The sequence below is a fragment of the Erwinia sp. L03-1 genome (assembly GCF_058686115.1).
This window is the reverse complement of sequence record NZ_CM178762.1, coordinates 863,992-886,292: the sequence shown is the minus strand read 5'-3', so window position 1 is coordinate 886,292 and position 22,301 is coordinate 863,992. Positions and strand designations below refer to the sequence as shown.

The window sequence follows — 22,301 nt, the reverse complement described above, 5'->3', positions numbered from 1 at the left end:
ATCCCACCTTACAATTCAGTTATGCCTTTCCATTTAGCATTTACGGCGATTCGCATTCTATTTTCCGGCTAAAAAAAATCAAGGATAACCATGAAAAAAATCATCATTCTTCTCGCTTTATTTTCTTCCTTACCCCTGCAGACCAGCTATGCAGATGACGTTGTTACGCAGCCTTTAAGCGACGCTATCAGAAATGACAGGATGATTGGCCCATCGCCTTATGGCATACGTTCCTGGAATCGTCAGGTTGCAGAGGGCAAACCAACTTATACCTATGTCCGATGTGTTTATAAAGTCTCAACGGATAACATTGAACCTGGCAGTAACTATGAGTGGGCCATTAATCAGGATAACAGCTGGTATAAACTTAATGGTCACTGGCAAAACGATGGGTTAACTGCCTGGGTGAACATGTTTTACACTGACGTTGACCAGAATGAATTACAGAGCATTTGCAAATTCACCCTGGAGAAGAAGCATATCAACTCTCAGTACATCCTGCCCTATGCGGCTAATAATATTCTTTCATTCAATCATACCATCTGGAGTTCGACGCAACCTCGGGATGTGGATAAAAAAATTGAAAGAATGGTTATTTTTGGCGATAGCCTGTCTGATGTGAATAACATGTATACGGCAACCAATTTCATTGCCCCCAACAGGACCACATGGTTTAACGGACACTTTACCAACGGTTTGGTATGGCACGAATATCTGGCTGAAAGAATGGATATTACCTCTTACAGCTGGGCGGTAGGCGGTGCAACCTCCGATGCCGGATCGGCCGTTCCTTTCACGCCTGGATTCAGTGAGCAAATCGCTTCTTTCCTGAAGTACTATAAATCCGCAGGCAGCTATGATATTACGAAAACGCTGTTTACCGTGCTGTTTGGTGGTAATGATTTTATCAATGCCGATAAAGCCCCCACCTATGTGGTTAATGATATCTACCTGGGGGTACAGAACCTGATAATTAATGGCGCTAAGCAGATAGTCGTAATAAACCTTCCCGATATTTCTAAAGCGCCCGCTGCACATCAGATTGCGTGGGTCGTCGATCAGAAGACGAAAGAGTATAACCGGCAGCTGGCGCAAATGGTATCCGACCTGAATATCACCTATGCAGGCAAGGCAGAAATTATTCTGATTGATATCAACACGCCGTTTACTGACATTTTAACGAACCCGAAAAAATATAATATCAGTAATACCCAGGATACCTGTCTGGATCTTAAAAATAATGCCCAGGCTAACTTCGTTTTGTATTACAACATCTCGACCGCCTGTAAAGCTAACAGCCGCTTTGTCTTTTGGGACCATATCCATCCCAGCACCGTTATACATGAAGTTATTGCTGATGATATTTATAAGAATTTGACGAATAAGTTGAAATAATGAGCATAATATCCTCCGGGCAATCTGGCCCGGAGGATAAGCTGGCCGCTTATTCGTGCAGCCCGCACTCGCGTTTCAGGCCAAAGAAACGCGTCTCTTCTTCCGCCATTCCCGGCTCCCATTTACGCGTGGTATGCGTATCCCCTACCGAGAGATACCCCTCATCCCACAGCGGATGGTAACCGAGGTCGTGCGCTTTCAGATATTGATGAACCTGACGATTATCCCAGTCGATAATCGGTAACACCTTAAATACGCCGCGCTGAATAGCCAGTACTGGCAGATTCGCCCGGCTGCTGGACTGATCGCGGCGCAGGCCAGCAAACCAGGTCCGTCCGTTCAGCGTTTCCAGCGCGCGGCTCATCGGTTCGACCTTATTAATTTGATTGTAGCGCTCTATCCCTTCCACGCCCTGCTCCCAGAGCTTACCGTAGCGCGCCTCCTGCCAGGCGGCACTCTGCCCGGCGCGAAACACCTGAAGGTTGAGATCCAGCTTCTCCGTCAGCTCGTCAATAAAGCGATAAGTCTCCGGGAACAGGTAGCCGGTGTCGGTCAGTATCACCGGGATGCCCGGTTTGGCCTGATTCACCAGGTGCAGGCTGACCGCCGCCTGAATACCAAAGCTCGAGGAGAGCACCGCCTCACCCGGCAGATTTTCCAGCGCCCACAGCACGCGTTCCTGGGCGGAGAGCGCCTCAAGCTGGGTATTCACCTCGGCCAGCGCCATTACGCGCTCAACTTTCGGCAGGTCATTCAGTGCAGAGAGATCGAGTACAGACATGTCGCGCCTCCGTCATCATTCCCAAAAATCACGTGCCGGGTCGAGAACCGGCTTCACTACGCCCGCGCGCAGGGTAAAGTCACCGAATCCTTCATCCGCCTCACGCTCTTTAGACCAGCGGCCTATCAGCTGTTCAAGCGTATACAGGATTTCATCTTCATTGATGTTTTCCCGGTACATACGCGGAATACGCGTACCAATGCGGTTGCCGCCCAGATGAAGGTTGTAGCGACCCGGCGCCTTACCCACCAGCCCAACCTCGGCCAGCAGCGCACGACCACAGCCGTTCGGACAGCCGGTGACGCGCAGCACGATGTGCTCATCACCCACCCCGTGGCGGGTCATGATTTCCTCCACGCGGGTGACAAACTCGGGCAGAAAACGTTCCGCCTCCGCCATCGCCAGCGGGCAGGTCGGAAATGAGACGCAGGCCATCGAATTTTCACGCTGCGCCGTCACGCTTTCCATCAGCGCATGTTGACGCGCCAGCGCTTCGATAGCCGGTTTATCCGCTTCCGCTACGCCCGCCACAATCAGGTTTTGGTTGGCGGTCAGGCGGAAGTCGCCCTTATGGATTTTTGCAATCTCCGCCACGCCGGTTTTCAGCGCGCGGCCAGGGTAGTCCAGCAGGCGGCCATTCTCGATAAACAGCGTCAGATGCCATTTATTATCAATGCCTTTTACCCAGCCGAAGCGATCGCCACGGGTGGTAAACGTATAGGGGCGCACCGGCTCAAAGATGATGCCGGCCCGGCGTTCCACTTCCGCCTTGAAGACGTCCACGCCCACCCGCTCCAGGGTGTATTTGGTTTTGGCATTTTTACGATCGGTACGATTCCCCCAGTCGCGCTGGGTGGTCACCACCGCTTCCGCCACCGCCAGCGTTTTATCCAGCGGCAGGAAGCCGAATTCGCTCGCCGTACGCGCCCAGGTCGCTTTATTGCCGTGGTCGATGGACAGCCCGCCGCCCACCAGCAGGTTAAAACCAATCAGCCTGCCGTTTTCCGCGATGGCGATAAAGTTTAGATCGTTGGCATGCAGGTCGACATCGTTATGCGGCGGCACCACCACGGTCGTTTTAAACTTACGCGGCAGGTAGGTTTCACCGAGAATCGGTTCTTTATCCGTGGTAGCGACCTTCTCCCGATCCAGCCAGATCTCCGCATAGGCGCGGGTCTGCGGCAGCAGGTGCTCAGAGAGCTTTTTCGCCCACTCATAAGCTTCCTGATGCAGCTCAGACTCGACCGGATTGGAGCTGCACAGCACGTTGCGGTTGACATCGTTAGCCGTTGCCAGCGAATCCAGCCCCACCTCATGCAGCATCTGGTGCGCGGGCTTCACGTTGCCCTTCAGGATGCCGTGAAACTGGAAGGTCTGCCGGTTGGTCAGGCGGATGCTGCCATAGATGGTGTTGTCTCGGGCGAATTTGTCGATAGCCAGCCACTGAGCTGGCGTGATAATGCCACCCGGTAGCCGACAGCGCAGCATCATCGCATGACGCGGTTCCAGCTTTTGCCCGGCGCGCTCGGCGCGGATATCGCGGTCATCCTGCTGGTACATGCCGTGAAAGCGGATTAGCAGGAAGTTATCGCCGGTAAAACCGCCGGTCAGGCCGTTATGAAGATCGTCGGCGATGGTGCCACGCAGATAGTTGCTCTCTTTTTTCAGGCGCTCGGCGTCAGCCAGTTTGCCTTCAACCACCAGCGGCCCGGGATGTTTGTCGTTGCTCATTAGTAAACGTCTCGCTGATAGCGGCGCGCTATGCGCAGCTCACTTAAAAATTCGTCGGCGGTATCCACATCCATACCGCCATGCTCAGCCACCACGTCCAGCAGCGCCTGCTCCACATCCTTCGCCATTCGGTTGGCATCGCCGCACACATAAATATGCGCACCCTGCTCAATCCAGCGCCACACTTCGGCCCCTTTGGCGCGTATTTTGTCCTGGACATAGACCTTATGTTGCTGATCGCGTGACCAGGCCAGGTCGATATGAGTCAGCAGCCCGTCTTTAACGTAGCGCTGCCATTCAACCTGGTAGAGAAAATCTTCGGTAAAGTGCGGGTTGCCAAAGAACAGCCAGTTCTTACCCGTAGCGCCATCATTATCGCGCTGCTGCATAAAGGCGCGAAAAGGGGCAATCCCGGTGCCGGGGCCGATCATAATCACCGGTGCATCCGGATTGGCCGGCAGGCGGAAGTTATCGTTATGCTCGATAAACACCCGAACTTCGGCATCCTCTTCCAGGCGCTCTGCCAGAAAACCGGAGGCACCGCCGGTGCGGGTACGGCCCTCTATATCGTAGCGCACCACGCCAACGGTGATATGCACTTCGGTTTCACTCTCGGCCTGCGAAGAGGCAATAGAGTACAGGCGCGGCGTCAGCGGACGCAGCAGCGAGATAAGCTGCTCAGCGTTCAGCTCGACTGGCGCCTGGCGGACCATATCGACTATCGGGGTCGACTGGGCATAGTGCTGTAGCGCCTGTTTTTCATTAATCAGCGTCAGCAGGGCCTCATCACGCGAGAGCCTGCCGTATTCCGCCACGATCTGCGGCGTGTTGACCGTCAGTTCCAGATGCTTTTGCAGCGCGTCGGAGAGCGCCAGAGGCTGACCGTTTATCTCAACCTGCTCATCACCCTTCAGCCAGAGAAGCGCCAGCAGCTCGGCGACCAGCGCCGGGTCGTTTTCATACCATACGCCCAGTGCATCGCCCGGCTGATAGCGCAGACCGGCATCGCCCAGTTCGATTTCGATATGCCGCACGTCTTTATCCGAGTCGCGGCCGGTAATCTTCTGGTTCAGCGCAAAGCTGGCGGTCAGCGGCTCCTCTTTGCTGTAGGGGCTGCTGAAGACTTCATTAACCGCCCCCGTCGCCGTAGCAGCGGCCTGTGACGGCGACTCTGCCGGTACCCGCGCCTTCAGAATATCGACAATCTGCCCACGCCACTTCCCGGCATCAGCGGCATACTCTACATCGGCGTCAACGCGCTCGAGCAGGCGCTCGCCGCCCATTTCTGCCAGTCTGCTGTCGAAATCCTTACCGGCTTTGCTGAAGAATTCATAGGACGTATCGCCCAGGCCAAAGACGGCGAATGCCGTATGGTCGAGTTTGGGCGCTTTTTTGGACATCAGAAACTTGTGCAGCGCCACGGCTTCTTCCGGCGGATCACCCTCGCCCTGCGTGGAGGTCACCACGATCAGCAGCTTTTCCTGCGCGATTTGCTTGAATTTGTAGTCGCCGGCGTTAACCAGATTAACGTTCAGGCTGGCCGCCAGGAGATCGTCGCGCAGCTGCTCAGCCAGGCGACGGGCGTTCCCGGTCTGCGAGGCGGAAAGCAGCGTAATGGCGGGCGCTTCTGTCGGCGTCGGCGCACTCATCGTTGCGCCGGGCGTCTGATTAACCATTCCCCAGAAGTAGCCTGAGAGCCAGGCGAGCTGGGTGGTGGAGAAATCGCCGGTGGCCGCCTGTAAACGGGCGAGCTGTTCCGGATGAAGGGGAAGCAGTGAACCTGGGGGTGCCTGAGTCGTCATTGCGTTGAAGATTCCAGTATCGGCGCCGGGCCGTAAAAAGACAGCGTGTTCGGAACAGGGTAACGACTCGCATAATAACCCTTAAATAAGGGTTGGTAATATTAAATAACCAAAATGACTAAGCGGTTTTTTGTATAACATCTAGCTACAAAAGAGGTTGATTAATTTTTTACTATTCATGCATTTATTTAACACGCATGAAACAGACCCGGTTTAAAACGGGAATAGATGGGGAAAGAAGTGCGGAAAAAGGCTTTTTCCGTTAGACTTCGCCGGTTTTTTCAGTGATTAAAGAATGAGACTGTCTATGGCTACCACGCTGTTTAAAGATTTTATGTTCGAGGCTGCTCACCATCTGCCTAACGTTCCGGCCGGACACAAATGCGGCCGCCTGCACGGGCACTCCTTTTTGGTACGGCTCGAAATAACCGGCGAAGTGGATGCGCATACCGGATGGATCATGGACTTTTCCGAACTGAAAGCGGCCTTTAAGCCCCTCTATAACCAGCTGGATCACTATTACCTTAACGAGATCCCCGGCCTGGAGAATCCCACCAGCGAGGTGCTGGCTAAGTGGATTTGGGACAGAATGAAGCCGACGCTGCCGCTGCTCAGTGCGGTAACGATCAAGGAAACCTGTACCGCTGGCTGCGTGTATAAAGGCTAAATTACCGCGCAGGCCGCTCCCGGCCTGCCGATGGCTATCAGGCGATATTCAGGTATTTGTGCGTCTGCATTGATAAGCGCCAGTTCCTGGCGATACAGGTTTCGATACACAGGCGGGTCGCATCCTCTTTCTGGCTTATCGGCTGTAGCGCAATAATGCGTGGTTTTTCATCACTCAGCGTAGCCAGCAGTGCGTCGAGCGCGTCGATATCCCGCTGACGCGCCACCGGATGCTTAACCTCATCCGCGCGCACCAGTGCCTGGTTCAACACATCATAGCCGCCGCGCATATTCACCTTGGGCGAGACCGTTACCCAGGTTTCGCTACTGCATAGCACCTCGTGCGTCCCGCTGGTTTCAATCTGGCAGCTAAAACCCTGCGCCTGTAACGCCTGGGTCAGCGGCGTCAGGTCGTGGATGCAGGGCTCGCCGCCGGTGATCACCACATGCTTTGCGGTCCAGCCGCGCCTGCCGATCGCTGCCAGCATCATCGCTGCATCTGCGGCGCCCCAGGCATCGGTTTCGATGGTTTTCAGCAGGATGTCGCCCAGCGAGGTCTCCCGATCGGCCAGCTTATCCCAGGTGTGTTTCGTATCACACCAGCTGCAACCCACCGGGCATCCCTGTAGGCGGATAAAGATTGCCGGAACGCCGGTGTAAAAACCTTCGCCCTGCAACGTCTGGAACATTTCATTTATCGGGTACTGCATGACTTTCTCGACCAGCTGTGAATTTAAGGGCGCAGATTATGGCAGATCGGCGCATTTTAACCAAATCGCTTTGTGCTGGAACCCGGGGGCCTGTTTATCCACTCAGATCGACTCCCCCCTTATAAGGCATGCCGATGAATATTGCTGCTGAACGCTTATTAAATCGCACCTCTCCGGATTTCAGTGACAGTGCGTTGAATACTCAAAAAAATCCTCTGGCCGATCTGGTCCCGGCCAGGCAGGAGAGTAGTCTGTCAAAGAGCATTCTCTTTGGCTCGCCGGCCAGCAGTAACCTGCCGGACCTTTCACCACAAACGCAGGAGAGTGCAGCGGGTAGCGGCGGGCTCTCCTCCGCACTGAATCATTTTATTCAGCTTATTAGCAGCCAGATGCAGTCCGCAGGCTCATTATTAACTTCGCTGGTCCAGCAGGCTAATAAGGCGCGTGCAGCAGAGACTGAGACGAAAACAGAGGCATCGGCAGACAGCCACGCGCCTGCGGTTAACGCAGCGGAATCTTCCTCCGGCGCGGCGGCAGTCAGCAGTAATGCCGATATCGATCCCAGTCAGAACAGCATGACCTTTGAGAATAAGGGGGATAAGCCGATGACGCTGTCATTTACCCCTAACGCCGACGGCAGCGCGAAACCTGACAATCTGACCCTACAGCCAGGGGAGACGAAGACGCAGAAGTTCGATGCTAACTGGTCAGGCAATTTCCGCAGCACGGCGGGTGATGGGGCAAACGCCACGCTGGGTGAAGTGAAATTTGATGGCGGCAGCGGCCAGACCTACTATGACGTCAGCTACATAGAAGGAAATAATGCGGCGATGACGATTGGTCCGGCGAAGGGTGACGGACGGGTTTCGGGTACGCTCGACGATCTGGTATCCGGTGCGCCGGACGATATTAAGGCGAAAGATGCGGATGGTAACGTGTACGGGCTGAAAAAATCCACTACCGCCGAGCAGCAGGATCCGGCGGTAGTGAGTTATTACCGTGAGCACGTGGCCGCAGATAAGGGATATGTCACCCCTTCTGACAATGACAGCACGCTCGGCAGCAGTTCTAAAAACCTTAAGGTTGAGCTTAAAGGCTAAGGCATAAATTTGTCCTGCCGCATGACCTGGATGGCCTCTTTTGCCACGTCTTTAGCGCCGCTGAGCGTCAGGTGCCCGTAGTCGTTAGAAAGCGGATGTCCATCAGAGGCAAGCCCACGACAGACATCGTGCGGACAGATAATGGAGTAGATCGAAATATAGGGAACCTGCTCCGTGGCCACTGCCTGCTGCATAGCCACATCGGTAGTTTTAATACTGTGGTCGATGGAGGCCGCAACCAGATCTTTACGGCCATCGGTCTGGTAAGCCAGCAGGTCCGGCAGCGCCTCGGTATATTCGATAGTCGGCCCCAGAACGATAATGTTATCCGACACGCGTTTGAGCTGCGCCAGCGTCGCCTTCAGCGGGACAATGTCCTGGGGTAGCCAGCGAGCAGAAATGATCACTCCGTCAATATGATGAGAAGGGATCCAGTTACCGTAGAGATAGTCCACCAGCTCGGTGCAGGGATTGTGCAGGCTCTGCCTGTAAAGCGGTTTGCAGCCGGCCGACGTCGCCTGGATAACGTTGATCCCATCCCCCGCGGCCAGGCTGAGCGCCCGCCACAGGTGGGCCGCGTGACTGTCGCCGATAACGACGTAGTTTTTCGCCGTCGCCGAGGTTTTCAGGCAGTAGTCACGATCGAAAGGTTTATCCTCTTGACTCTTGCCATCGACAAAGCAGCGGCCTGGACGGTACTGATAGTCAAAGTCCGGCATCTCTTTATACTGCGAGTACTGCGCCAGCATCAGCGCCTCGCTGGAGAACTGCCCGGCATTATTGCTGAGATGCCCTTTATACAGCGAGCCGGAAGCCATCAGCACCAGTCCCACTACCGATGCGGTGACGATCCTGCTGGGTGAGAACCCCGTCAGCCGATAGCGGAAGGGGATTTCAATCAGGTAGCGTGACGCCACGGCCAGACCAAAGGTAAGCCCGACAATCGTCAGTTCGCGTATGCCCGGGGCAAGGTTAAAGAACATGCGGCTGTAAACAATGATCGGCCAGTGCCACAGGTAGAGGCAGTATGAAATCATCCCGATATACACCACCGGCTTAAGCGACAGCAGCCGGGAGACCATTGCCCGCTCCCCCGCCAGGATAATCAAAAAACTGCCGAGGCAGGGCCACAGCGCATTCCATGCCGGAAAAGGTTTCTCCGTCGTCAGCCAGAGAAAACCGATCAGGATTAGCGCCAGCCCGGTAAGACTCATCAGGTGTTTAATCCCCTGCGACAGCTTTGCCAGCTTCGCTTCCAGCCCTGCCACGACAATCAGCCCACCCAGCGCCAGTTCCCATGCCCGCGTCGGCAGCAGATAGAAGGTAAAGGTGGGTTTGCGCGTGACGGCATAGATGCTCAGCAGCAGCGAGGCGGCAATAATCATTAGCATCACCCGCGAGGTATGCTGGCGAAAGCGCCGCACCACAAACAGCAGCACGACCGGCATAACAATGTAGAACTGCTCCTCGACGGCCAGCGACCAGGTATGCAGCAGCGGCTTCAGCTCCGCCGGGCCCGCAAAGTAGCCGGTGGTTTTCCAGAAGAAAATATTCGATGAAAAGAGCAGCGTGGCGAGAGAGCTGTTGCTGAGATCGCTGAACTGCGCGGGCAGCAGATGGTAATAGCCAAAAATCAGGGTGGAGAGCAGCACCACAAACAGCGGCGGCAGAATACGTAAACAGCGGCGCTTATAGAATTCAAGATAAGAAAATGTATTGGTCATACCACCCTGGTAAATAATGCCGCAGATAAGGTAGCCTGATATCACAAAGAAAATATCCACCCCGGTAAAACCGCCGGGGATACCGCCTGTCCCCATGTGATATGCAATGACTGGCAGTACAGCCAGCGCGCGTAATCCATCCACATCCGCCCGGTATTTCATTTTAGCCTGGTCCTGATTACATTTAGTTACCGGGAAATTACATAAAATTACCTGATATTTCGCCTTTACTAACAATAAATAGGAGCATTCTGTAGGCAGAGCACGGTCAGCCAATGAACTGATATATAAAGGGAAAACGGAAAAACACTGGTGCAACCCGCTATTTTTTCAGATAAACCTTAGCCCTAAGCAGTCCATTTATTACTGGATTACGCACTTTTCAACGATATTCGGCGTGACGATGAACAAAGTGGGATGAAAAACGAACCTTTTAACTGATTACGCCACTTAACGTCCTGATGTTGTTTACATCAGATATAAGCCGCTTCGTTTTCACGCATTCAGAATCCAGAGGAAAGCCCGTGTTTACACTGAGCTTGTACCCCGACGGGTATAAACCCGCCGGGAAAAAAGGCTGATGGCGGTCAGGCAGACAACTATGCTGAAGCGTAAAACGGGCGCAGAAAGAAAAGAGCGACGATAACAATAAGCTCCTGATTACGTTGTGAATATCTGAAAAAATAAAACTATTAACGGGAGTTAAGCATGATTAAACCTTACGGTGTGGTGGGGCTGGTTCCCACCGTGCATGGCATCAGCTGCCGCCAGGACATCCGTCGTAACCTTGATCATATTGAAGAACTTGCCGCAGGCGCACTCTGGCTATCGTCACTTGATATTCCGGTGAAGTTGCTGGTTCTTCCGGAGGGAGCGCTTCAGGGCTTTGGCGACGAAGCATTTGATACAGATCCGCAAGAGTTTGCGCAAACCTGCGCAATCAGCATTCCCGGACCAGAAACTGAGCGCTTGTCAAAACTGGCCAAAGCACATGGCGTATACGTTATGGGACAAGCGAAAGCGCTGAATCCCGACTGGCCCGGGCTATTCTTTAACGTGGGCTTTGTTATCGATCCTGATGGCGAAATCGTGCTTCGTCATCATAAGGTTTCTGCCCTACTTCCGTGCGAGCGTTCGGTCTCTCCCCACGATATTTTTGATTCGTGGCTCGCTAAGTATGGGCGGAGTTTGCAGTCGATCTGGCCAGTAGCCGACACGGCCATCGGTCGCCTTGGAATTATGATGGCAATGGAGGGGAATTTCCCTGAGAACGGACGTGGCCTGGCATTTAACGGTGCAGAAGTTGTTTACCGGGCCTCATTGCCCTCGCCATTTACTGCTAACGATGTTTTTGAAATATCGAACCGGGCACGGGCGCTGGAAAACAATTTTTATGTACTGGCTCCCAACATCGGTAGCATCTACATGACTGAGAAAAGTGTCCATCCGGTCGATGCCGGCGGCGGGCGGTCCATGATCGTTGATTACAAAGGACGCATTGTGGGCAAACAGGGAGACGCCAGCGGATCGACCTATGTCACCGGGGTTGTTGATATTGAAGCGTTGCGCTATCACCGTACGCATGCGCAGGTGACCAACTGGCTTAAAGACGTACGCAGTGAGCTGGCCCAATTGATTTACGAGCAGCCGATCTACCCGAAGAATCTCTACCAGGATACGCAACCGGGACATCATGCGGAGTACCGACGCCGGGTGCTGGACAGACAGGTGAAAATGCTGATAGAGCGTGACATATGGCGCGAGAGTGCCTACGACTTGAAAAGGGAAATCCGGTAAGGGATCGGTAATAAGAAGTCTGTCATTAAAAGATACTGACCCGCCATCTTGCCAATAACGGGTCGGCACGCCCACCATTCAATATACGACTACGTTCCTTATCCATCCTCTCTGATTGAGTTGAATAGTCAGTGGCGGGTCAGTAGCGGCGGAATGGTGGGCACCTCCGGCGCAGTATCAATGTCTTTCTGCGTCATGCGAAAGGCTTCGGGATAATGCTCGCGCTGCGTGCGGCGGGCGGGTTCCGTATCGCGCCAGGTGTACAGGCAGAGCTGGCACTGGTAAAGGGTCCAGACGCCTTTAACCGGCGACGTAGCCATCGTTTCAATGCGCTTATCGGCACAGCGTGGACAGATCATTTGCGGCTCCTTATTGACGACGGGCTAACATGGCGGTCAGTTTCTCAACCCACTGCGCGGTTTCGGGGAGATCTTTCACCGGCTGGCTGTAGTGCCCACGGGCGTCAGGCGCAACCGGCGTGGTGGCATCAATGATCAGTTTGTCGGTGATACCCGCCGGGCTGGAGCCGGGATCCAGTTCCAGCACCGACATGTTGGGCAGCTGTACCAGATCGCCAGCCGGGTTCACCTTCGAGGAGAGCGCCCACATCACCTGGGGAAGATCGAAGGGATCGACATCCTCATCCACCATAATCACCATCTTCACATAACCCAGCCCGTGAGGCGTGGTCATCGCCCGCAGGCCAACCGCGCGCGCAAAGCCGCCGTAGCGTTTTTTGGTGGAGATAATTGCCAGCAGTCCATGGGTATACATGGCATTAACTGCCTGCACCTCAGGAAACTCTGCTTTGAGCTGCTGATAGAGCGGAACACAGGTAGCGGGGCCAATCAGATAATCTATTTCCGTCCAGGGCATACCGAGATATAGCGACTCAAAAATCGGCTTAGTGCGGTACGAAACCTTATCGATGCGCACCACCGTCATGTTGCGGCCGCCGGAATAGTGCCCGGTGAACTCACCAAAGGGCCCTTCAATTTCGCGTTTACGCCCTTCTATCACCCCTTCGAGGATCACTTCTGATCCCCAGGGTACGTCAAAACCGGTAAGGGGGGCGGTAGCGATGGGACAGGGGCTTTCACGCAGCGCACCGGCCATCTCATATTCCGACTGATCGTATTTGAGCGGCGTCGCGCCCATCAGCGTGATGATAGGATCATTTCCAAGCGTAATGGCAATCGGCAGATCCTCACCCCGCTCCTCCGCTTTATGCAGGTGCAGAGCAATGTCATGCATCGGCACCGGCTGCAGGCCAAGCTTGCGTTTGCCCTTTACCTCCATGCGGTAGATCCCGACGTTCTGCTTGCCAAAATGCTCAGGATCCAGTGGGTCGCGAGAGACCACGCAGGCTTTATCCAGATAGAAGCCGCCATCACCATCGTTAAGCCGGAACAGCGGCAGGATATCGAACAGGTTGATGTCGTCGCCATCCCGGGTATTTTCGGCCCAGCCGGGGTTTTCCCGCCGCTCAGGCGTCACCGGGAAGTTATCCCAGCGGCGAATAAACTCATCCACCTGCTGCTTCACCGGCGTATTGGGCGGCAGGCCGAGCGAAATGGCATGGTTTTGCCACGAACCGAGCGTATTCATGACCACGTGGGCATGATTAAAACCCTTAATCCGGGTGAAAGAGAGGGCGGGTGCCCCTTCGCCAATGCGGCCAGTCGCATTGGCCGCGGCGGCGATATCCGGCTCGGCGTTGACTTCTTCATCAATATGGAGCAGCTGCCCCTGCTCATCCAGCGCCCGAAGAAAACTGCGTAAATCATCAAATGCCATGGTTAACCTTATGAATACATTCCGTTTGCAGGAACCGTTTCTCGGATGCTGACATCCAGCTGGCGGCTACCGCAACCTTTCAGCCTTCACCCTGTTAAAAGTTAAGTTGACCCGTATCAGCCAGCAGAATGGCCTTAACCCGATACCAGCCTTCAGAATATGTTCGTACACGAACAATATAAGTTCAGCCTAATACTGATTTGCACTGCTGACAACATCAGGCGAGCATAAAGTTCGTATACGAATATTTCAGCGCACTCTGTTGCAGGCGAAATTTTCGTGATGGTTTACAGAATGGAGTATTCTTGCGCTCTCAGATGCGGGCCTCGGGACTCTATAATGATCAATAAACTCGGCAATATTCCCTTTCACCTGATGCGCCAGCTGCTCCAGGAGCACACCGCGCTGTGGCAAAAGTCCTTGCCCGATCTCACAAAGCAGCAGTATTCCGTGCTCTGTGCGGTGGCGGAGAAACCGGGCATTGAGCAGATGGATTTAATGGATGATGCACTGATGACCAAAGCCACCCTGGCCGAGCTGCTGGTGAGGATGGAAAAAAAAGGTTTGGTGATACGCACAGCGGGGGAAACGGATAAGCGTCGTCGCCTGATTACTCTGGCCCCGAAAGGGGCTGCCGTGCTTCATGAGGCACGTCCGGTTGCCGCAGCCGTGGATGCCGCTTTTCTTGCCCGCCTCAACACGCCACAGCAGCAGGATCTGGTCACACTGCTGCAAACCCTGCTCTGCGCTAAGGCCCGGGATGAAGCGAGTGATCCATGATTCAGTGAGGGGAAGAGACGCTTTTACAGAGAGCAGGATGCCCGTCACAGCGCGGCCATCAGGGGACGCGGATGCGGTAACCGTCATGCAAATAAAAAAGCCAGGCCCCATGGGCCTGGCTTTTTTGTCGCGAGCGGGAAGCGATTGACGCGCCCCGTCGCCGCTCACGCAGACGGGCTAAGGAGATTACTGGCCTTTAACTTCTTTCAGGCCGTTGAACGGCGCACGGCTGCCCAGCGCTTCTTCGATACGGATCAGCTGGTTGTACTTAGCCACGCGGTCAGAACGGCTCATAGAACCGGTTTTGATCTGGCCTGCTGCCGTACCCACTGCCAGGTCAGCGATGGTCGCATCTTCAGTTTCACCTGAACGGTGAGAGATCACCGCGGTGTAGCCTGCATCTTTCGCCATTTTGATCGCTGCCAGAGTTTCGGTTAGTGAACCGATCTGGTTGAATTTGATCAGAATGGAGTTAGCGATACCTTTATCGATACCTTCCTTCAGGATTTTGGTGTTGGTTACGAACAGATCGTCTCCCACCAGCTGGATTTTGTCGCCCAGCACTTTAGTCTGGTAAGCAAAGCCGTTCCAGTCAGACTCGTCCAGGCCATCTTCGATGGAGACGATAGGATACTGTTTGGTCAGGTCTTCCAGGAAATGCGTGAACTCTTCGGAGGTGAAGGCTTTGTTGCCTTCGCCAGCCAGCACGTATTTGCCATCTTTGTAGAACTCAGAGGCCGCGCAGTCCATCGCCAGGGTGATATCTTTACCCAGCTCGTAGCCCGCTGCTTTTACCGCTTCAGCGATAACCGCCAGCGCTTCGGCGTTAGAACCCAGGTTTGGCGCATAGCCACCTTCGTCACCTACCGCCGTGCTCATGCCCTTAGACTTCAGCACTTTTGCCAGGTTGTGGAAAACTTCAGAACCCATACGCACGGCTTCTTTCAGGTTTTTCGCGCCAACCGGCTGGATCATAAATTCCTGGATGTCGACGTTGTTGTCGGCATGTTCGCCGCCGTTGATGATGTTCATCATTGGCAGTGGCATTGAATATTTGCCCGGCGTACCGTTCAGTTCAGCAATGTGCTCGTACAGCGGCATGCCTTTAGCGGCAGCGGCAGCTTTCGCAGCGGCCAGAGAAACGGCCAGGATGGCGTTAGCGCCAAATTTGGATTTGTTCTCAGTACCGTCAAGATCGATCATGATCTTGTCGATGTTTGCCTGGTCTTTAGCATCTTTGCCGGTTACCGCGTCAGCGATAGGGCCATTGACTGCAGCAACGGCTTTGGTGACGCCTTTGCCGAGGAAGCGAGATTTGTCGCCATCACGCAGTTCCAGCGCTTCACGAGAGCCGGTAGAGGCGCCTGACGGTGCCGCAGCCATGCCAACGAATCCGCCTTCAAGGTGGACTTCTGCTTCAACGGTAGGGTTTCCGCGCGAGTCGATGATTTCACGACCGATGACTTTAACGATTTTGGACATTAGATTTTCCTTAGTACAAGTTATCTTAAACTCAGACAAACAGCGCACAACACCCGTTATTCCCGCAGCAACGTTGACTGCCTGTTTCCCTCAAACGCTCGCGAACGAAGGCTTCTGAGGTCTCATCCCCTGCGCCTGGCGCAGAGGGATGTCTGACGGGTGGCGATAGTACGCCGCTATGAAAACACTTATTTTGCCAAACGCTTTTGGTACTCGCTGGCGGCCTTAACAAAGCCAGCAAACAGCGGGTGCCCGTCACGAGGAGTTGAGGTAAATTCCGGGTGGAACTGACACGCAACGAACCACGGATGATCGGGGATTTCAATAATCTCCACCAGCTGATCATCGCCGGAGCGACCTGCAACGCGTAAACCGGCCGCCTCGATCTGCTTCAACAGCATATTGTTGACTTCATAGCGATGGCGATGACGTTCAACGATGGTGTCTGAACCGTACAGTTCATGGACCAGGCTGTTCGGATCCAACTGGCACTGCTGGCTACCCAGACGCATAGTGCCGCCGAGATCGCTCTGCTCAGTACGCAGCTCAACGTTGCCTTCTTCGTCGCGCCATTCGGTGATCAGTGCCACTACCGGATATTTACAGTCTGGCACAAATTCCGTTGAGTTTGCGTCTTCCATTCCCGCCACGTTACGGGCGAACTCCATCAGCGCAACCTGCATACCCAAACAAATGCCGAGGTAGGGAACGTTGTGCTCACGGGCATAGCGCGCGGTCATCAGCTTGCCTTCCACGCCGCGATAGCCGAAGCCACCCGGGATCAGAATCGCATCTAAATCCTTCAGCAATTCCACACCGCGCGTTTCCACATCCTGTGAGTCGATCAGTCGGATGTTAACCGTCACGCGGTTTTTCAGGCCGCCGTGCTTCAGCGCCTCGATCACCGACTTATAGGCATCCGGCAGTTCGACATATTTGCCGATCATGCCGATGGTCACTTCGCCACCCGGATTCGCTTCCTGGTAGATAACCTGTTCCCACTCGGACAGGTTGGCTTCCGGCGCGTTCAGGTTAAAGCGTTTACAGATATAATCGTCCAGTCCCTGGGATTTTAACATACCAGGAATCTTATAAATGGAATCAACGTCTTTCAGTGAGATGACCGCTTTTTCCGGCACGTTACAGAACAGCGCAATTTTTGCACGTTCGTTAGCCGGGACGGCGCGATCTGAACGGCAGATCAGCACGTCAGGCTGAATACCGATTGAGAGCAGCTCTTTAACCGAATGTTGAGTAGGTTTGGTTTTGACTTCACCTGCCGCCGCCATGTAGGGCACCAGCGTAAGGTGCATATACATGGTGTGCTCGCGGCCCACGTCAACGGCCATCTGGCGAATGGCTTCAAGAAACGGCAGTGATTCGATATCACCAACGGTTCCGCCGATTTCCACCAGCACCACGTCGTGACCTTCGCCGCCTTCCAGGATGCGTTCTTTAATGGCGTTGGTAATGTGTGGGATCACCTGAATGGTCGCCCCCAGATAGTCCCCACGGCGCTCTTTGCGCAGGACTTCTGAGTAGATACGGCCGGTGGTGAAGTTGTTCCGGCGGCTCATTTTAGTGCGAATAAAACGCTCATAATGGCCGAGATCCAGATCGGTTTCCGCACCATCATCGGTGACGTAGACTTCACCGTGCTGAGTGGGGCTCATGGTCCCTGGATCCACGTTGATATACGGGTCCAGCTTCATGATAGTGACGTTGAGGCCACGTGCTTCAAGAATAGCGGCCAGGGAGGCTGCGGCAATGCCTTTACCCAGAGAGGATACGACCCCGCCGGTCACAAAAATATAGTTCGTTGTCATGCTGAACCTGAGAAAGTAGGTTTAAAGACGATGGAATAACCAGGACGGGAAAACAGTATACGGGAATCCCCTCCGCCCCACAATTAATCGTTTTTGGTTATGCGCTTTCCATCGCACTGACCGCAGAATCGTACCCGATTACGCCCGCGCCGGATTTGACCTGAATCACATTTTGTTGAATCGAGTCAGCTGGGAATTTCGCCTGATTTTGCGTCAGGATCGGCAGAACCCTTCTCCTGCAGCTTCACCTGCTGCCAGGCCGACTCCATCTGCTCAAGCGTCGCCTCAGTCATCTGCATTCCCTGCCCGGCGATAATCTGCTCAACCTGACGAAAGCGGCGTTCAAACTTATCGTTTGCCTTTTGCAGTGTCGTTTCCGCTTTGCTGCCAAGGTGGCGGGAAAGATTCACCGTCGCAAACAGCAGATCGCCGATCTCCTCTTCCAGCTTTTGCGGGTCGATCACCGCCTGTTTCGCCTCAAACATCACTTCGTCAATCTCTTCATACACCTTGTCCACCACCGGGCCCAGCGTATGCCAGTCAAAGCCGACGTTGCTGCAGCGCTTCTGGATCTTGTGCGCGCGCATCAGGGCGGGCATGGCGCGGGGAATATCATCAAGCGCGGAGTGCCGGGCCTTCTCTGCCCGCTCGCCGGTTTTAATCTGCTCCCAGTTCGCCAGCACCTCTTTGCTGTCGCTGACTTTCACATCACCAAAGATGTGCGGATGACGACGCTCCAGCTTGTCGCTGATGGTGTTGCAGATATCATCGAAGTTAAAGCGCCCCTCTTCATTCGCCATCTGGGCGTAAAACACAATCTGGAACAGTAAATCGCCCAGTTCGCCCTGAAGATCGTCAAAATCCTCACGGCTGATAGCGTCCAGCACTTCCCAGGTCTCTTCAAGGGTGTAGGGGGCGATTGAGGCCCAGGTCTGTTCGCGATCCCACGGGCAGCCGTGCTGCGGATCGCGGAGGGTTTTCATGATGCCCAGCAGGCGATCGAGAGCGTTCATCAGTTTTCCAATTCTTTCAGGGCAACAGCAGCCTGGCCGATCGTTGCGGCCAGGCCAGGGAGGTTAATGCAGTCGTCTGGCGTCGATAATGTCCGGCACCTGGTTCAGCCGCGCCAGCACGCGGCCCAGCACCTGATGGTTGTAGATTTCAATGTCCATATCGATGGTAGCCAGCTGTTTTTTGGTGTCGCTGCGGCTTGAGACGCCCAGCACGTTGACCTTCTCATTCGCCAGAATGGTAGTGATATCGCGCAGCAGCCCGCTGCGATCGTTAGCCGTCACCCGCACCACCAGCGAATAGCCGCTCGAGTAGCTTTCACCCCAGACGGCATCCACGATGCGCTCGGGTGCGTGCGACATCAGCTCCGTCAGCTGGTCACAGTCGGCGCGGTGGATAGAAATGCCGCGCCCCTGGGTAATAAAGCCGACAATATCATCGCCGGGGATCGGCTGGCAGCAGCGAGCGATGTGATGCATCAGGTTGCCGACGCCCTCAACCACCACGCGTCCGCTCTCCTTGCTGCGTGGCGCAGCAGATTTTTGAGCAAGCTGGCGAAGCGCTTCGCGATCCTCCTCCTCCGCGCTCGGCTTATTCAGCTTCGATTGCAGGAAGTTGACCATCTGATTGAGGCGAATATCACCGCCGCCAATCGATGCCAGCAGTTCGTCCAGGGAGTTGACGTTATAGCGCGGCAGCAGCAGCTTTTCAGCCTCTTTAATGCTGATATCAAGCTGATCCAGTTCGCTGTCGAGGATCTGACGGCCGGCAATGATGTTCTTATCGCGGTCCTGCTTACGGAACCAGGCGTGGATTTTGGAGCGGCCGCGGCTGGTGGTGACGTAGCCAAGATTCGGGTTAAGCCAGTCACGGCTCGGGTTAGGCTGCTTCTGGGTGATAATGTCAATCTGATCGCCCATTTGCAGCTGGTAGGTGAACGGCACAATGCGCCCACCAATTTTCGCCCCGATGCAGCGGTGACCGATGTCGCTGTGGATGTGGTAGGCAAAATCGAGCGGTGTCGAACCCGCAGGCAGGTCGACCACATCGCCTTTTGGCGTAAACACATAGACCCGATCGTCAAAGACCTGGCTGCGCACCTCGTCGAGCATCTCTCCGGTGTCGGCCATCTCCTCCTGCCAGGCGATCAGCTTACGCAGCCACGCAATACGCTCTTCGTGGCCTGAGGCCCCGCGTGCGCTGCCGCCGCTGGTACCGCCCTCTTTATACTTCCAGTGAGCGGCTACGCCGAGTTCAGCGTCTTCATGCATCTGCCGGGTACGGATCTGTATTTCAACCGTTTTGCCCTGCGGCCCCAACACCACGGTATGAATCGACTGATAGCCGTTGGGCTTGGGGTTTGCTACGTAATCGTCGAACTCGCTGGGCAGGTGGCGATAGAGTGTATGAACAATGCCCAGCGCGCCGTAGCAGTCCTGTAAACGTTCGGCAACAATGCGCACTGCCCGCACGTCAAACAGCTCATCAAAGGTCAGCGCCTTTTTCTGCATTTTGCGCCAGATGCTGTAGATATGCTTCGGGCGGCCATAAACCTCGGCTTTCACCCCCTCCTTCACGATTTCCGTGCGCAGGGATCCGACGAAGGTGTCAATATAGTCTTCGCGATCGATGCGTCTTTCGTGCAGGAGTTTTGCGATGTGTTTGTATTCGTCCGGATGAAGATAGCGGAAGCAGAAATCTTCCAGCTCCCACTTCAGCTGACCAATCCCCAGACGGTTCGCCAGTGGCGCATAGATGTTTGTACACTCTTTCGCCGCCAGCACGCGCTCATCTTCCGGCGCGTCTTTGACTTCCCGCAGGTGGGCAATTCGCTCCGCCAGCTTGATCACCACACAGCGGAAATCTTCCACCATTGCCAGCAGCATGCGCCGGACGTTATCGACCTGTTCGGAGGCCATGGAGTCATTGTGCGTGGCCTTAAGCTGACGGATGGCGTCCATATCACGCACGCCGTGCACCAGCGAGACAATGGCCTTACCGAACTCTTCTTCCAGCACGGCTTCGGAAACAACGTTAGCATCGGCCAGAGGGAACAGCAGCGCCGCGCGAAGACTTTCGTTATCCATACTCAGCATGGAGAGAATTTCGACCATCTCGACGCCGCGCCACAGCAGCAGCGCGGCATGCGGATGATTGCGGGTCGCCTCGTCGCAGTAGCGCCAGGTATCGGCCAGTCGTTCACATGACTGCTGGTTAGAGATCCCCAAACTGGTGATCCATTGGTCGAGCGCAAACTCGCCAGCCGTATTCAAATGTGCACTTCTTACCGCAACCATAACCTCTCCTGGCGTCCCCCCTGCCGGGGATCTATTTTCGGCTAAACAGCACCATGGACTCTACATGCCCGGTATGTGGAAACATATCAAGCAGTGTAACCCGTTCCAATTGGTAGCCCGCTGTCAGAAGAATCTGACAATCCCGGGCAAGTGTAGTCGGATTACAGGAAACATAAACTACCCGTTCCGGCGCAAGTTTAATAATGTGATTCATTACGCCTGCCGCGCCAGCCCGTGCCGGATCCAGTAATACCTTGTTAAACCCTTGTGCAGCCCACGGCTGCTGCGCCACGTCCTCTTCCAGATTATGCTGATAAAAGGTGACATGGTTTAGATTATTCAGTGCGGCATTATACGCACCCTTCTCTACCAACGCAGTCACCCCCTCCACACCGATAACACTTTCTGCATAATTTCCCACGGGAAGCGAAAAATTCCCCATGCCGCAGAACAGGTCCAGTACACGATCCTGAGGGTGCAGATCCAGCCAGGCCAGCGCCTGGTGCACCATCTGCTGGTTCAACGCTGCGTTGACCTGAATGAAGCCGCGTGGGCTAAACGTCAGCGTCAGATCGTCGAGCCGGTAATAAGGCATCTCGCCGCTAACCTGCTCAAGCGTATCACTGTCCGGCGCCAGGTATAATGCAATCTGATGAATATGCGAAAAGCGTTCCAGTTTGCGAAGATCCTCCTCGCCGAGCGGGTCAAGATGACGTAAAACCAGCTGCGTGCCGTTATCCGCCTGAATCAGTTCAACGTGGCCCAGCCGGTCGCTCGCCTGCAGGCTGCTCAATACCTGGTGCAGGGGTTTGATTAATGCTTCAAGCTCGGGCTTCAAAACAGGGCACTGGGTAATATTGACCAGCTCGTCTGAAGAGGACCGCCGGAAACCCATCTGCAATGTCTGACTGCGCCGGTGCCACGAGAGCCCCAGTCGCGCGCGGCGGCGATAGCCATAAGACTCGCCGGCAATGATGTGCGTCACCTCTACGGGCTGCCCGGTCGCCTGTCCCAGCATTCTTGCCAGCGATTGTGCTTTGCTGCGCTGTTGCAGTGCCGGGGAGGCATGCTGCTGTGAACAGCCGCCACACTGGCTGAAATGCGGGCAGGCAGGGGTCACCCGCTCCGGGCTGGTAGAGAGAAGACGTTTTGCGTTCCCCCTGGCCCAGGCGCGTTTATCTTCAACAATTTCAACCTCGACCTGTTCACCCGGCAGCGCGCCATTGATGAAAAGCGCCTTGCCATTGTGCCTGGCTACGCCCTGTCCTGCCCCGTCCAGCTCATATACCATCGTCGTCACGATCTGGCGGGTCGTCACGCGGCGTTTTGCAGAGTAGAATTGCGCCATTATTCAGTTTCATTCCGAAAGTAGTGAGCGAAAAAACGTGCGTAGCCTACACCA

General features: G+C 54.8%; 17 protein-coding genes. 5 read left to right on the top strand and 12 right to left on the bottom strand.

The features are described 5' to 3' along the window. The first annotated feature begins 90 nt into the window (after nt 1-90). On the top strand, nt 91-1,395 hold the full coding sequence (locus tag AC4PCC_RS04040) for an SGNH/GDSL hydrolase family protein (protein WP_492126490.1): 1,305 nt from the start codon (nt 91-93) through the stop codon (nt 1,393-1,395). 49 nt (nt 1,396-1,444) lie between these two features. Here AC4PCC_RS04040 and cysH read toward each other — a convergent pair whose 3' ends face one another. The 3 genes from cysH to cysJ are packed head-to-tail and all read right to left on the bottom strand — an operon-like array spanning nt 1,445 to nt 5,709. Continuing rightward, entirely contained in the window at nt 1,445-2,176 is a 732-nt protein-coding gene (gene cysH / locus AC4PCC_RS04035) for a phosphoadenosine phosphosulfate reductase (protein WP_492126489.1), read from the bottom strand. A 15-nt stretch (nt 2,177-2,191) separates the two neighbouring features. Next, complete coding sequence (gene cysI / locus AC4PCC_RS04030) at nt 2,192-3,907, bottom strand: assimilatory sulfite reductase (NADPH) hemoprotein subunit (protein ID WP_492126488.1); 1,716 nt, start codon at nt 3,905-3,907, stop codon at nt 2,192-2,194. Beyond that, nucleotides 3,907-5,709, bottom strand: coding sequence for an NADPH-dependent assimilatory sulfite reductase flavoprotein subunit (cysJ, locus tag AC4PCC_RS04025; RefSeq protein WP_492126487.1), 1,803 nt, complete (start codon nt 5,707-5,709; stop codon nt 3,907-3,909). The genes cysI and cysJ overlap by 1 nt, the downstream gene beginning before the upstream one ends. A 307-nt stretch (nt 5,710-6,016) precedes the next feature. On the opposite strand from cysJ, the gene queD reads away from it, so the two are divergent. Beyond that, nucleotides 6,017-6,376, top strand: coding sequence for a 6-carboxytetrahydropterin synthase QueD (gene queD / locus AC4PCC_RS04020; protein ID WP_416251241.1), 360 nt, complete (start codon nt 6,017-6,019; stop codon nt 6,374-6,376). A gap of 37 nt (nt 6,377-6,413) precedes the next feature. Here queD and queE read toward each other — a convergent pair whose 3' ends face one another. Continuing rightward, nucleotides 6,414-7,085 carry a 7-carboxy-7-deazaguanine synthase QueE gene (gene queE, locus AC4PCC_RS04015; RefSeq protein WP_492126486.1) on the bottom strand — a complete coding sequence of 224 codons (672 nt, stop codon included), beginning with the start codon at nt 7,083-7,085 and terminating at the stop codon, nt 6,414-6,416. Nucleotides 7,086-7,219: 134 nt separating this feature from the next. Between queE and AC4PCC_RS04010 the strand changes: the two genes are divergently transcribed. After that, nucleotides 7,220-8,185 (top strand): hypothetical protein, encoded by a 966-nt coding sequence (locus tag AC4PCC_RS04010; protein WP_492126485.1) that lies wholly within the window; start codon nt 7,220-7,222, stop codon nt 8,183-8,185. Here the strand turns inward: AC4PCC_RS04010 and AC4PCC_RS04005 are convergent. Continuing rightward, nucleotides 8,182-10,071, bottom strand: a complete 1,890-nt coding sequence (locus AC4PCC_RS04005; protein WP_492126484.1) for an acyltransferase family protein — start codon at nt 10,069-10,071, stop codon at nt 8,182-8,184. The two genes, AC4PCC_RS04010 and AC4PCC_RS04005, sit on opposite strands and share 4 nt — an antisense overlap. A gap of 546 nt (nt 10,072-10,617) precedes the next feature. Between AC4PCC_RS04005 and AC4PCC_RS04000 the strand changes: the two genes are divergently transcribed. After that, nucleotides 10,618-11,706 (top strand): nitrilase-related carbon-nitrogen hydrolase, encoded by a 1,089-nt coding sequence (locus AC4PCC_RS04000; RefSeq protein WP_492126483.1) that lies wholly within the window; start codon nt 10,618-10,620, stop codon nt 11,704-11,706. A 128-nt stretch (nt 11,707-11,834) separates the two neighbouring features. On the opposite strand, the gene AC4PCC_RS03995 is transcribed toward AC4PCC_RS04000, so the two are convergent. Together AC4PCC_RS03995 and AC4PCC_RS03990 are read right to left on the bottom strand one after the other, a co-directional pair. Beyond that, entirely contained in the window at nt 11,835-12,065 is a 231-nt protein-coding gene (locus tag AC4PCC_RS03995) for a non-oxidative hydroxyarylic acid decarboxylases subunit D (protein ID WP_492126482.1), read from the bottom strand. A gap of 10 nt (nt 12,066-12,075) precedes the next feature. After that, nucleotides 12,076-13,503 (bottom strand): non-oxidative hydroxyarylic acid decarboxylases subunit C, encoded by a 1,428-nt coding sequence (locus tag AC4PCC_RS03990; protein ID WP_492126481.1) that lies wholly within the window; start codon nt 13,501-13,503, stop codon nt 12,076-12,078. 339 nt (nt 13,504-13,842) lie between these two features. Between AC4PCC_RS03990 and AC4PCC_RS03985 the strand changes: the two genes are divergently transcribed. Then, complete coding sequence (locus tag AC4PCC_RS03985; RefSeq protein WP_492126480.1) at nt 13,843-14,283, top strand: MarR family winged helix-turn-helix transcriptional regulator; 441 nt, start codon at nt 13,843-13,845, stop codon at nt 14,281-14,283. Nucleotides 14,284-14,469: 186 nt separating this feature from the next. Here AC4PCC_RS03985 and eno read toward each other — a convergent pair whose 3' ends face one another. The 5 genes from eno to rlmD form a co-directional block, all read right to left on the bottom strand. After that, nucleotides 14,470-15,765, bottom strand: a complete 1,296-nt coding sequence (eno, locus tag AC4PCC_RS03980) for a phosphopyruvate hydratase (protein WP_067707573.1) — start codon at nt 15,763-15,765, stop codon at nt 14,470-14,472. A gap of 188 nt (nt 15,766-15,953) precedes the next feature. Next, entirely contained in the window at nt 15,954-17,591 is a 1,638-nt protein-coding gene (pyrG, locus tag AC4PCC_RS03975; protein ID WP_067707569.1) for a glutamine hydrolyzing CTP synthase, read from the bottom strand. Between the two features lie 185 nt (nt 17,592-17,776). After that, on the bottom strand, nt 17,777-18,604 hold the full coding sequence (mazG, locus tag AC4PCC_RS03970; protein WP_492126479.1) for a nucleoside triphosphate pyrophosphohydrolase: 828 nt from the start codon (nt 18,602-18,604) through the stop codon (nt 17,777-17,779). Nucleotides 18,605-18,667: 63 nt separating this feature from the next. Further along, the gene (gene relA, locus AC4PCC_RS03965) at nt 18,668-20,899 is read right to left on the bottom strand and encodes a GTP diphosphokinase (protein WP_492126478.1); all 2,232 of its coding nucleotides are present in this window, start codon (nt 20,897-20,899) and stop codon (nt 18,668-18,670) included. A gap of 31 nt (nt 20,900-20,930) precedes the next feature. After that, nucleotides 20,931-22,247, bottom strand: coding sequence for a 23S rRNA (uracil(1939)-C(5))-methyltransferase RlmD (gene rlmD, locus AC4PCC_RS03960; protein ID WP_492126477.1), 1,317 nt, complete (start codon nt 22,245-22,247; stop codon nt 20,931-20,933). Between the last annotated feature and the right edge of the window lie 54 nt (nt 22,248-22,301).